Raw genomic sequence first — 13,133 nt, 5'->3', positions numbered from 1 at the left:
AAAAAACAAGTTTTAATCACTTAAAATATTAAATATGAAAACTAGAGAAATTGCTTATGGCGGATTAAGTATTGCTTTATTGGCGATATGTTCATGGATATCAATACCTTTTACGATTCCATTTACATTACAGACGCTTGCTATGTTTCTTATATGCCTTGTTTTTGGTGGGAAAAAGGGAACTATATATGTATTTGTCTATATTATAGCTGGAGCGATTGGATTACCCGTTTTTTCAGGATTTAGAGGTGGAATAGGTGCTTTGATGAATCTGACTGGTGGATATATTCTTGGTTTTTTATGGAGTTCACTTTTTCTATGGTTGACAGAAAAATATTGGATAAATAATTCAAAACTTTTTATTCTTTGTTCAGTTATAGGATTATGTCTTTGTTATAGTTTTGGAACGTATTGGTTTTTAAATGTGAGCTTGCAAAATCAAAACATTCTTTCAGTTAGAAGTGTTTTATCGGTTTGTGTATTTCCTTTTATTATTCCGGATTTAATTAAAATCATTTTAGCCTATAGCATAGGAAGAAGATTAAGATCACATTTACCTTGATACTTTTTTATCTATTGTAGAAGTAATAAAAAAGAATAAATGGTTTTTATGAAAACATGTATTTTGTTTATAGGTTGCAGCAAGCAACAAATCTTATCTGGTAATTCAAAGGAAAGTATAAACTTACAAAATGAAGAATTCACAAATGAATCAAATAGGGAGAATGAAAATAAGATGCAGATGAATGTTAAAGTAGGAGATAGAAATTTTATCGCAACATTAAAAGATAATGAAGCAGTAGATGTATTGGTTGAAATGTTAAAAGAAACGGGTATTACTATTAAAATGAGTGATTATGCAGGCTTTGAAAAAGTAGGCGCTTTGGGAACAAATTTACCTACAAATAATCAACAAATAACGACACAGCCGGGAGATATTATGCTTTATCAAGGAAATCAAATTGTTTTGTTTTATGGATCTAATACATGGAATTATACTCAAATCGGACATATAAACAATTTATCCGGATGGCAGGAAGCATTAGGGAATGGGGATGTAACAATTACACTTTCTTTGGAGGAAAAAGTTGAATAACCTATAGTCCGATTTAAAACGAAATATAAGTTTCAAAAAGTTTCAAAATATATTTAATTTTTCTCTTGTTTTTATAAACAAAGTTTCAGAATGTTTAAATCGTCTTGTCTTTCATTAAATTAAGGTTTACTTTGAAGATGCAAAAAGGAGGACAACCTAATGAAAGATGGAATTAAAATTGTTACAATCGGCGGAGGAAGTAGTTATACGCCAGAACTTATGGATGGATTTATTAAACGTTATCATGAATTGCCTGTTCGTGAAATTTGGTTGGTTGATGTAGAAAATGGAAAAGATAAAGTTGAAATTGATGCAGCTATGGCTCGTCGTATGTGGGAAAAAGCCGGATATGATGTTAAAATTTACACAACATTGAACCGAAGAGAAGCTTTGACAAATGCAGATTTTGTCACAACTCAATTTCGTGTAGGATTCTTAGAAGCACGTATCAAAGATGAACGCATTCCTTCTTATTATGGAATGTTAGGCCAAGAAACAAATGGAGCAGGGGGTATTTTCAAAGCTTTTCGTACTATTCCTGTTATTTTGGATATCGTAGAAGATATGAAAGAGCTTTGTCCAAATGCTTGGTTGATTAATTTCACGAATCCAAGCGGGATGATTACAGAGGCAGTTGTTAAATATGGAAAATGGGATAAAGTTGTAGGGTTATGCAATGTACCAGTAATCGCAATGATGAAAGAACCTATCGCAATTGGATATGATGCTAAAGAGCTGGTTTACCAGTTTGTTGGTATCAATCATTTTCATTGGCATAAAGTCTATGATAAACAAGGAAAAAATATCACACAAAAGGTTATTGATGCTATGTTTGAGGGAAAAGATATTGGATTACCGGCTAATATTGCCAATGTTCCTTTCTTTAAGGAACAGGTTGAACAGATGCAGATGATTCCTTGCGGATATCATCGGTATTACTATCGATCACAAGAAATGCTGGAGCATAGTTTAGAAGAATATAAAACCATAGGGACTCGTGGTCAACAAGTCAAGGAAACGGAAGAGCGACTATTCAAACTTTATGAAGATCCAGATTTAGATACAAAGCCAGAAGAATTGAGTCTTCGTGGCGGTGCATATTATAGTGATGCTGCATGTGAATGTATCAATTCCATATACAATGATAAGAAAACACATATGGTTGTAAGCACAAAGAATCGAGGAGCTGTTCCTGAATTACCAGAAGATTGTGTGGTTGAAATCAGCTCAGTCATTACTGCAAAAGGCCCAATGCCAATAGCATGGGGAAAATTGCCAAGTGCACAAAGAGGATGGCTTCAATGTATGAAAGCTATGGAAGAATGCACGATCGAAGCAGCTATTACCGGAAATTATGGTTTGGCTTTAGAGGCGTTTATTTTGAACCCTTTGATTCCATCTGGAAAAAATGCTAAAGAAGTCTTGGACGAGTTATTGATTGCTCATGAAAAATATTTACCACAATTTAAAGATAAGATTGAAAAGCTTAAAATGAATGGTGTAACAATTCGTGACAAAGTTGTTTTCGACTTAGTAAAAGAAGGCAAATAAAATGAATCTTCAGGAACAAATTTTATATTATTACAAGAAAAAGAAATATAATTGTTCTGAAACGATAATTCATGCGGCTAACGATGTATATTCGCTTAATCTAGACAAAGACAGTATGAAAATGTTAGCGGGTTTTGGAAGTGGTATGTATTCAGGTAAAACATGTGGTGCTTTGATTGGATGTGTTGCTGTTTTGTCTAAATTATTCATTAAAGAGAAGGCTCATGATCAACTCTCAGAATTTAGAAAAGCTATTCAACTTTGTGTACGTAACTTTACAGAAGATTTAGGCGATACTGAATGTAAAAATATTCGACCTCATTCATATGATCCGAATCTACATTGTCTGTATACCATACAGAAGGCCGGGATGGCTCTAGAATCAACGATTGCTGAGATAAAAAAAGAATATGAGTTAGAGTCATAAAAAAGAACTGTTAAGTAAACTGAATAATGAAACTATACAAAAAAATGGATTCCATATGATGGGATCCATTTTTTATGTGCTTGTGTGTGAAGAAAAGGTGATAAATAAGCAAAATGTTTAAATTTATAACTTCCTATCGTCCATATAATCCATTGCATTTAAAACATATTTTTTATTTGTTGAACGATCTTGGTTATAGATACAGCCAAATAAAATATCCATAACATATTGAAGAGCTATATGACTGGAATATTGAACGATTCTGTCTTGTAATTCTTCACAGTTGCTCATGCCTAGATGTTCACAAATATATTGTGGGAACGGATTGTTTTGGTATCCGGAAACTAAAATACAAGGAGTATTTTTTTCATTTAGTTTTTGTAGGATAGGTAAAATAAAAGAGGCTTTGGCTGAATAAGAGAGGATCAAAGCAATGTGATTTTTATTACTGGCTAATGCATGAAGCCTTTGTTCATAGAATGATTCTGGACAGTTAACCATTTTGCCAATGGTTAACATTTTATCTTGGAAGTTTTTTGCAATGTTCATATTATGTGCATGCGTATAAATATCTATGGATGTTGCTTTAGACATGAGTTTAGTAGCATGTACTAGTTTTTGTTTATCTAGACAAGATAATGTATCCTGAATTGTCTTTTCATATAATTCTAAAAGTTTTGTTGCTATTTCTATCGGATTATCTTGTAGGGTAAATGGATAATTGATGTCAATATCATGTTCTTTATAAATGTCTGCAGATATATCATTTGTCAACTGAATTTTAAGTTCGTTAAAACCTTTGAAATCTATTTTTTTGCAGAAACGGTGTATGGCGGATTTAGAAACATGAATTTGTTCTGAAAGTTCCTGAATGGAATAATTAATCACCTCATCTTTATGTGATAGTATATAATGAGCAATTTCATTTTCCACAGGCGTTAAATGAGAGCATTTATGAATTCTTTTTACTATCTGCATATCATACCATCCTTTTATTTTGTCTTGATGAGGATGTTAATATAGTGGTATTTTCTATTCCGTACCTCATCATAGAAGTTGTGTTTCCAGTCAATATAATTAACACTTTCTTCAAGTTGTTTTATAGATAGTTCTAAATTTTTTTATATTCTCTTAATAATAAAATCATATTCTTTTACAAGTTAGATCATTGATTTGATTTATATCCAGTTCATCATAAATTTGGATATTGTTTTCATCATGCTTTAAAGTTTGATACATAAAATTGAGTCTTTGGCATATCTGTATCATTGTGTACATAAACTTTCCATCAAAAGTCATAAAAATGTGTTAGTGGTAGCAACAATCGTAATATATGATTGGTTGTATGAACCGATAGATACAATTGAATTATATCACTGTTTAACATTAATGAAAAAATTTAAAGGAATAATATACTATTCTTTTTTATAGGTATTGGGAATAGTCTTTATATTAAAGCTGAGAAAATCGAAATTGATGGATATGAAGTTTCAAATAAAATCAATAAATATATCAATGAACGATCAAATAGAGCAAAAAGGCTATTGGAACCATTAAGACAATATCTCAAAAAGAATCCAAATATGCAATATCGTAATGTGAACATTACATCATTTGAAATAGTTGAAGCAATAATCAGAAAAAATAAGGAGAAATTTTAACGATTAAATATTTAGAATTATAAATGATAATTCGATATTTATGATATTTATTAAGGGTTAGCATTCAAGCTTCAAAAGTGAATTGTCAAAATGTTTTTAAATATAGATGAAGTTTATATATACAAAAGTGTAAATAAAAAGCTAGGTAGATCCTAGCAAATTCTTGGAAGAGGTTGACCAGATAGTTTTCTTAAACGTCTGGTAGCTCCTAATTTTGTTTTTAAATGAAGTTCTTTTGGATGACTTTTTATGATTTTTCCAATGATCTTGGCATCTTGTCCAAGAGCTTGACACATTTTATTGGCATCCTCTTTAGCACATATAGCTAACATTCGTCCTTCACAAGCTAAATATAAAGGATCAAAGCCGAGTAAAGAACAAAGTGTTTTGACATCCAGATCAATTGGGATTTCTTGTTCATAAAGCTCCATTCCAAATTCAGTTTGTTCAATCAATTCAATACAGGTAGTCGCAACACCGCCTCGTGTTGGATCGCGCATGATACGAAGTCCTTCTATATCCATAGCATTCTTGGCTTGCTCATTTAAAGGAGCACAATCAGAATGAACCTCACCTAGAAGTTGGATATCTTCTCTTGCCATAAAGATACTGGCACCATGGCGGGCAATGCTTCCGGATACGATTACAACATCTTCTTCTTTGTAGGAGTAGGATGTTCTTCGTTTTAAGAAGCCAATACCAGATGTATTAATAAAAATCTGGTTTCCTTTTTGTTTTTCAATTACTTTTGTATCACCTGTAACTATTTGGATATCACAAGCTTTTGCAGTTTCTTTCATAGAGTTTAAGATAAGCTTAAGATCATCTAAAAGAAAGCCTTCTTCAATGATCAAGGAACAGGATAGATATTTTGGAATTCCTCCAGCCATCAAAATATCATTGTTTGTACCACAGATCGCCAGCTTTCCTATATCGCCTCCAGAAAAATTCCAGGGATCAACTACAAAACTGTCTGTAGAAAAAACAAGAGGGTGTTCTTGGTTTATTAAGATAGCTCCATCTTTAAGCTCATTTAAGGCATTATTTTGAAATGATGGAACAATGATATCTTCTATTAATTGGGAAGTCAGTTGACCTCCGCTTCCATGATCGATCGTGATGATATTCTTCATAATCTCTCCTCATACATAAAGCTTGCCGCACAGGCTCCCTCACTTGAAACCATACATGGTCCAATGGGATTTTGGGGTGTACATATTTTTTGAAATAATGGACATTCTATCGGTTTTTTCTTCCCGGTCAATATATTGGCACATTGACATCCTTTAGGTTCTTTATTTTCTGGTAAAGGTAGCTGAAAATAGATCTTGGCATCAAATTGAGAATATGTATCTTTTAACTTAAGACCACTTTTTTCGATATTTCCTAGCCCTTTCCAAAGTGAAGTTTCCGGCTCAAAAACGTCATGGATCAAGCTTAGAGCTTTCTGGTTTCCATTGTAGCGGACCGCTCTTTGATATGTGTTTTTGATGGCTGGTGTATCCTGATTTATCATATCAATCAAAAGATTAATTGAACATAAGATATCTTCGGCTTCAAAACCGCTGATAACACCAGGTTTATGATATTCTTTACTCAGAAATTGAAAGCCTTGTTCACCAAGGATGCATGCGACATGACCAGGGCAAATAAAACCATCAATGTCAGGATCATCTTTTAATAAAGTTCGAAGAGCCGGTTCTGTTCGTTTTAATAAGCTGTAAAAGAAAAAGTTTTTAATATTTTGTTTGTAGGCTTCTAGGATGCAAATGGCACTTCCCGGTGTTGTGGTTTCAAAACCAACTCCTAGAAAGATGATTTGTTTATTTGGATTTTCTTTGGCATAATCTAAAGCTTCTAAAGGAGATAAACACATCTTTACCTGTTGATGTTGAAACAGGCGTTTTCCTTTAGAGCCTGGTACTCGTAACATATCTCCATAACTGAAGATCACGATATTTGGCTCTTTAAGGAGCTCTAAACATATATCAATGATGTTGGAAGGAGTGACGCAGACAGGACACCCAGGTCCTGATACGAGTTCTATATTCTCTTCCAGCAAAGAACGTATTCCATTTTGGGCAATAGACATCGTATGCGTACCGCAAATTTCCATGAGTTTGATTTTTCTTTTCGGTTTATTTAATAACATCAAACAGCTCCTTATATACTTCTTTGGTTTTCATGGCCTCTTCTTTATCAATCTTTTCTATCGCAAAGCCAGCATGTACCAGAACTTCATCACCAATTTGTATATCCGGTAAAAAATCAATTCGTATTTTTTGTGATATGCCATTGGCGCTGGCGACAGCTGTTTTATCTTGGATTTCTTCAATCGTTAAGGGAATGGCTAAACACATTGTGATCACTTCCTTCTTTGACTTAAGATAGCAAGTTGCCCTAAGGCTATACCTTCATCGTTGCAGCTTACTTTTTCATGCCAGTAAACTGTATAGTTTTCTTTTATAAGCTTTTTATAAATTCCTTGCAATAACTGCAAATTTTGAAAACAACCACCACTTAAAACGATAGGCAGATATTCTTTATTTAATGTATGAACTTGTTCGATAGCCATATCAATGATCGTGTTGATTGCCTTTTGGGCTTTGATGTGGATATCATCAGTATCCTGGATCATTTCTTTGACCATAGGTGTCCAGTCAAAGTATCGTACATGTTCTTTTTCATAGAATTTTAAAGAGTATTTTTTATCTGTTGGCTGAACCATAGATTCAAGCAGCATAGGAGCTTGTCCATCGTAGTCTTGAGTTATTTTATTTGTTAAGATACTGTATAGTCCATCAAATAATCGACCCATACTTGTGGCAGGAATACTGTTTTGAATCCTTATCTTTTTTAATATTTCTTGTTTTGTTGGCTCAAAGAATGTTTGTTCAATGTTGGCGTCCATGCTCATGACCAAGCCAATTCGTCCTATTTCATGGATTGCCTGTTCATTTCCAATTAGATCAATTGGTTTAATGGAACCTATACGGACAAAATCTTGGTAGTCACCAATTAAAAATTCAGCACCCCAGATCGTTTGATCTTTACCAAGACCAGTCCCATCCCATATGATACCAAAACATGGTCCGCTTAGTTCATGTTCAAACATGCAACTGGCCATATGTGCATGATGGTGATATATCTTGGTTATAGGGATGTCTAAACTTTGTGCATATAAAGTTGATGCATAATCAGGATGTTGATCACAGCCAGCTTGACGCGGCGTAATTTCGAAAAGGCGTTTATAGGTATCAAGAGCTTTAGTAAAGTGTTCCATAGTTTCAATTGTTTCCATGTTTCCAATATAAGGACTTATAAAAACATGATGATTTTTTCCCAGAGCAAAACTTCCTTTTTGATGAGCTCCTAGTGCTAGTAGTCCATCAACATCAAATGGTGTATGGATCACAATTGGTGCATATCCTCGACTCTTGCGGATAAAATATGGTTTATCATTTACGATTCGAATCAAGGAGTCATCACATCGATTTTCAATCTTTCGATCATGCAGCAGGAAAGAGTCCGCAATGTCTTTTAGTTTTATCAGGGCTTCTTCATTATCGATTAATACAGGTGTATCTGAAAGATTGGCACTTGTCATCACTAAAACAGGACATCTTTCCAATAATAAAATATGTAATGGACTATATGGTAAAAAGATTCCTAATTCTTTATTTTCGGATAGTTCTATGTATGAATTTGGATCTTTCTTTTTGCATAGTACTATAGGTCTTTCTTTGCTTATTAAAAAGCTTTCTTCAACAGAAGAGATATCTACCAATTCTTTTGCAGTTTGAATATCTTTTGCCATGATCGCAAAGGGCTTGGCTTCTCTTTGTTTTCTTTTCCTGAGTCGTAAAACAGCTTGTTTATTGTTGGCATCACAGGCTAGATGGATTCCTCCAATGCCTTTAATGGCAACGATCTTTCCTTCCTTTAAATCGTTTATAGCATTTTCTAATTCGTTTTCATCTTGTTTATTCCCTACATAAATGAGTTTTGGACCGCATTCTTTGCAGGCATTTGGCTGGGCATGATAGCGTCGATCTTGAATATCATGATATTCTTTGTCGCATTGTGAACAAAGTTTGAAATCAGACATTGTCGTATTTTTGCGATCATAAGGAATATCTTGAATGATCGAGTATCGTGGTCCACAATTTGTACAATTAATAAAAGGATAATGGTATCTACGATTATTTGGATCTAGCATTTCATGAATGCAGTCTTCACAAGGGGCAATATCTGGTGAAATGAGTGTCTGATGGATTCCATTTTGACTCTCTTTGATTTGAAAATCATTGAAAGATTCTATTGGACACTCTTCAATTTCGATATTTTCAATTTTAGAAAGCACAGGAGCCTGACTTTTTAACTGTTCTAAAAATATATCGGTATCTTTAGAATTACCTTGAATATGAATAATAATACCTTGGGCATCATTATACGCATATCCTTTTAGATTGTTTTGTAAGGCAAGACGGTGAACAAAGGGACGAAAACCTACTCCTTGTACGATGCCTTGTACTTGTATCTTAAGATGCTTCATGGAGCATTTGTTCGATCCTTTCTTTTAAATGATCAATAAATTCATTAAGCCCTTTCTTATCTTTTGTGCTGACTGAAAAGAAAGGGGCATTTGGATTGATGACATGATAATCATTTTGTACTCTTTCTAAATCAAAATCAAAATAAGGCAGTACATCTATTTTATTGATTACTAAGCAATCGGTATCGGTGAACATCAAAGGGTATTTTACGACTTTATCATCACCTTCAGGAACGCTAAGTATCGTAATACGCATATTTTCTCCAATATCAAATTCAGCTGGACAGACTAAATTGCCAATATTTTCAACGAGCAAAACATCGATAGAATCTAGTTTGAAGTCTTTTAATATATTTTGGATGCTCATAGCTTCGATATGGCAGGCTCCATCGGTATTTAATTCAACGCTTGGGACGTTCATTTCGGCAATTGTTTTGGCATCGATATCCGTTGTGATATCGCCTTCAATGACGCCAATTGAAAATGTATCTCTTAATTGTTCAATGATATTTTTGATCAAACTTGTTTTACCAGCTCCTGGCGAACCCATGATATTGATCAGTACAGTATGATGTTTTTTCAAAGTTTCTTTTACTTGATCAGAGACATCTTGATTCCAGTCCATGATCTGATGATATACTTTAATTTCCATATTATTCCACCTCAATGCTCTCGATAAGACATTCATTTCCTGAAAGACGTTTCAGATCAATGCTGTGACAAAAAGGACATTCAATATGTTTTCGATCAATCAAAGCTTCTTTATGACATTGATTACAATAGACTTTTAAAGGAATTTCTTTTACTTTGATCTGTACACCATGGCAAATTGTATCTTTTGCCAAAAGATCCATATACATTTGAATACACTCTGGCACAAAACCGGAAAATGGTCCCAGTACTAGACGAATTTCTGTTACCTTTTTTGCGTTTTTTGACTCAGCGATTTTAATGACATCTTTAAGAATGTGTTGTGTGATATCGATTTCATGCATAATGCCATTATACGCCTCAAAACTTGAAAAATGAATGGAAACCTCTTACAAATAGGAATATAATGAGAATCAGAGAGATCGTGGAGGGACGTTATGTTTTTGATACCGACATTAACAGGCATACCTCTTATTGGGGCTGTTTTGATTTATTTGATTCATAATGAAAAAATACGTGGATTAATCATTTATATAACGGCTGCTTTGATGATGGTCACAACTTTTTTTATGGTTGCAACATGGATCATAGATGGGCAAAATACATGGAGCTATTATGTGGATACAGTCTTTGTGGATCATCTTATGCAGATTGTTGAAATCTTATTGATGATTTTTATAATTTATATGAGCTTTAAATATAAAAAAAGATGGGTTTGTCTATTGTCGATCTTTCAAACACTTTTGGTTTTATGGGTCGAGTATACGATTCCTTTGGTTGAATCCACTCATACACAAGTTGATTCTTTAGCCCTTTTAATGTGCGTAATCTGTGCTGTGATTGGTGGCTTGATTGGGATTTATTCCGTTGGTTATATGAAAAGCTATCATGAAAATCATCGTGGGGTCCTTGATCGAAGTTCAATGTTTTTATCTTTGTTGTTTGTGTTTATGGCCGCAATGTTTGGCTTGGTGCTTTCATCCAATCTGATCTGGCTTTATTTCTTCTGGGAGATTACGAGTGTTATTTCTTTTTTGTTGATTGGATATACCAGGACGGAAGAAGCAATTGATAATAGTTTTAGAGCTTTGTGGATGAATTTGCTAGGTGGTGTAGGTTTTGCTCTGGCTATCTGGTTATGTGCGATGAGTTCTCATAGTGTACAGCTAAGTGTAATTGTTTCCAATGGAAATATGCTGGTAATTGGCTTATTGGCACTTGCTGGTTTGACAAAGAGCGCCCAGCTACCATTTTCAACATGGTTATATGGAGCGATGGTAGCTCCAACACCATCCAGTGCTTTATTACACAGTGCAACCATGGTCAAAGCAGGTGTTTATTTATTGATTCGATTAGCTCCTGCTTTAAATGGCACTCTATGTGGAAGTATGGTTTCTTTTATTGGTGGATTTACTTTTATCATGGCTAGTTTGATGGCAATAGCTCAAAATGATGCCAAAAAAGTTCTGGCATTTTCAACAATTTCTAATCTTGGTTTGATTGTAGCATGTGCTGGAATTGGTGTAGAACAAACGGTATGGGCAGCCATTTTCTTGATGATCTTTCATTCCGTCAGCAAATCTATGTTGTTTGAAGGTGTGGGAGCCACAGAAAACAGCATTGGATCACGTGATATTGAACATATGCATGGTTTGATTTTAAGATTGCCTAAATTAGCTTATATCATCGGTATAGGAATTGCTGGAATGTATTTAGCCCCTTTTGGTATGTTAATCAGTAAATGGGTTGCCTTAAAGGCCTTTGTGGATTCAGGGAATGTGTTATTAGTAATGTTTATTGCCTTTGGTAGTGCTTCAACGATGTTCTATTGGACCAAGTGGTTAGGAAAGTTGATCGCAATGCATAAGCCAAAGACACCGGATGAGGATAAAACTCGTAAAGATGAATATTTTTCTATGAATATTCTTTGTGGTATCATGATTTGTCTGTGTTTATTGTTCCCACTATTGGCAAAATATATTGTGAATCCAGTTGTTTTGACATTATTTGGATCAACGCATGATGTTTTATCCATGAGTGAGTTAACAACGATGGTCATAATGGTCTTCAGCATTTTAGTTGTACCAAGTGTTATGTTTTTGATTACAAGAACGGCGCCTAGAGATTATGTGCCTACTTATATGAATGGTATCAATACAGGGGATAATTCTCATTTTATTGACAGCATGGGAGAATCTAAGAAACTTTATCTTTCTAACTGGTATTTGCGTTTTGAGTTTGGCAGACGAAGATTGTTGAAACCTTCTCAAATTGTAGCTTCCAGCGTATTGATCGTATGTTTTGCGATACTTTTAGGAGGAATATTGTGATGAACCGGTTTATATCTTTGGCACTGTATTTGATTCTGGCTCCTTTTGTTGGAGCTTTGTTAGACGGGATAGATCGTAAGATCACAGCTCGCATGCAGGGAAGAAAAGGACCTTCAATCTTTCAGCCATTTTATGATCTGATTAAATTATTTTCAAAACAGATGATTGCGGTAAACAGTGTTCAATTATTGTTGAACTGCAGCTATTTAGTTTTCTTGGCAATTGCCGGTGGCATGGTGTTCTTTGGGACAGATATATTAATGAGCTTGTTTATTTTGTCGACTGCCGATATGTTTTTGATCTTGGCAGCCAGCAGTGATTCTTCACCGTATTCCAATATAGGAGCGAGTCGTGAAATGTTGCAGATGATGGCGTATGAACCTATGACGCTCTTGATTGCGGTAGGGTTTTATTTGGCAACAGGATCATTTCGTGTAGATGATATCATTCAACAAAGTACATCTGTAATTTTGATGATGCCAGGCTTATTTGTAGGTTACATCTTGATCATGGCTATCAAGTTAAGAAAATCGCCGTTTGATCTATCCACTTCTCATCATGCTCATCAGGAGGTCGTGAAAGGAATTACAACGGAGATGTCCGGGCCAACTCTAGCTATCATGGAAATTGGGGAATACTATGAGAAGATGTTGCTGCTGGCAGTGGTCGCCTTGTTCTTTATCAATTCCAACTGGTATAGCTGGATCATTGCGATCATAGCTTGTCTGGGTGTTTATTTTATAGAAATCGTCATCGACAATGTCAGTGCCCGCATCAACTGGAGATATGTATTGAATGTCTGTTGGTTAATTACGCTGTTGTGTGGCGGAATCAATATTTTGATCTTGATGTTGATATAGTG

13 protein-coding genes are annotated in these 13,133 nt (G+C 34.4%); 6 read left to right on the top strand and 7 right to left on the bottom strand.

Annotated features, from left to right (window positions below; genetic code table 11):
• Positions 1-34 precede the first annotated feature (34 nt).
• From PND65_RS02930 to PND65_RS02915, 4 genes are all read left to right on the top strand, one after another.
• Positions 35-562, top strand: coding sequence for a biotin transporter BioY (locus PND65_RS02930; protein WP_022355697.1), 528 nt, complete (start codon positions 35-37; stop codon positions 560-562).
• Between the two features lie 48 nt (positions 563-610).
• Positions 611-1,096, top strand: a complete 486-nt coding sequence (locus tag PND65_RS02925; RefSeq protein ID WP_271990231.1) for a cyclophilin-like fold protein — start codon at positions 611-613, stop codon at positions 1,094-1,096.
• A 159-nt stretch (positions 1,097-1,255) separates the two neighbouring features.
• Positions 1,256-2,647, top strand: coding sequence for a 6-phospho-beta-glucosidase (locus tag PND65_RS02920; protein WP_195191301.1), 1,392 nt, complete (start codon positions 1,256-1,258; stop codon positions 2,645-2,647).
• Between the two features lies 1 nt (position 2,648).
• Positions 2,649-3,074 (top strand): C-GCAxxG-C-C family (seleno)protein, encoded by a 426-nt coding sequence (locus PND65_RS02915; RefSeq protein WP_271990229.1) that lies wholly within the window; start codon positions 2,649-2,651, stop codon positions 3,072-3,074.
• Between the two features lie 123 nt (positions 3,075-3,197).
• Here the strand turns inward: PND65_RS02915 and PND65_RS02910 are convergent, their stop codons facing one another.
• From PND65_RS02910 to PND65_RS02880, 7 genes are all read right to left on the bottom strand, one after another.
• On the bottom strand, positions 3,198-4,052 hold the full coding sequence (locus PND65_RS02910) for a MurR/RpiR family transcriptional regulator (protein ID WP_271990226.1): 855 nt from the start codon (positions 4,050-4,052) through the stop codon (positions 3,198-3,200).
• Positions 4,053-4,887: 835 nt separating this feature from the next.
• A complete protein-coding gene (gene hypE / locus PND65_RS02905; RefSeq protein WP_271990224.1) occupies positions 4,888-5,868 on the bottom strand; it encodes a hydrogenase expression/formation protein HypE in 981 nt (326 codons plus the stop codon).
• Entirely contained in the window at positions 5,865-6,887 is a 1,023-nt protein-coding gene (gene hypD / locus PND65_RS02900) for a hydrogenase formation protein HypD (protein WP_271990223.1), read from the bottom strand. Before hypD ends, hypE begins: the two co-directional genes overlap by 4 nt.
• Positions 6,874-7,095 carry a HypC/HybG/HupF family hydrogenase formation chaperone gene (locus PND65_RS02895; RefSeq protein WP_022355704.1) on the bottom strand — a complete coding sequence of 74 codons (222 nt, stop codon included), beginning with the start codon at positions 7,093-7,095 and terminating at the stop codon, positions 6,874-6,876. Before PND65_RS02895 ends, hypD begins: the two co-directional genes overlap by 14 nt.
• A 5-nt stretch (positions 7,096-7,100) precedes the next feature.
• The gene (gene hypF, locus PND65_RS02890; RefSeq protein WP_271990220.1) at positions 7,101-9,290 is read right to left on the bottom strand and encodes a carbamoyltransferase HypF; all 2,190 of its coding nucleotides are present in this window, start codon (positions 9,288-9,290) and stop codon (positions 7,101-7,103) included.
• On the bottom strand, positions 9,277-9,942 hold the full coding sequence (gene hypB, locus PND65_RS02885; protein ID WP_271990217.1) for a hydrogenase nickel incorporation protein HypB: 666 nt from the start codon (positions 9,940-9,942) through the stop codon (positions 9,277-9,279). Before hypB ends, hypF begins: the two co-directional genes overlap by 14 nt.
• A gap of 1 nt (position 9,943) precedes the next feature.
• Positions 9,944-10,285, bottom strand: coding sequence for a hydrogenase maturation nickel metallochaperone HypA/HybF (locus PND65_RS02880; protein ID WP_015536224.1), 342 nt, complete (start codon positions 10,283-10,285; stop codon positions 9,944-9,946).
• A gap of 93 nt (positions 10,286-10,378) precedes the next feature.
• Here PND65_RS02880 and PND65_RS02875 point away from each other — a divergent pair, with 93 nt between their 5' ends.
• Positions 10,379-12,271, top strand: coding sequence for an NADH-quinone oxidoreductase subunit 5 family protein (locus PND65_RS02875; protein WP_271990215.1), 1,893 nt, complete (start codon positions 10,379-10,381; stop codon positions 12,269-12,271).
• Entirely contained in the window at positions 12,271-13,131 is an 861-nt protein-coding gene (locus PND65_RS02870) for a respiratory chain complex I subunit 1 family protein (RefSeq protein WP_022355708.1), read from the top strand. The genes PND65_RS02875 and PND65_RS02870 overlap by 1 nt, the downstream gene beginning before the upstream one ends.
• Positions 13,132-13,133 lie beyond the last annotated feature (2 nt).

This window comes from Faecalitalea cylindroides (assembly GCF_028321995.1).
GTDB classification, from domain to species: domain Bacteria; phylum Bacillota_I; class Bacilli_A; order Erysipelotrichales; family Erysipelotrichaceae; genus Faecalitalea; species Faecalitalea cylindroides.
The sequence above is the reverse complement of the archived record's forward strand: the minus strand, read 5'-3'. Positions and strand labels throughout refer to the sequence as shown.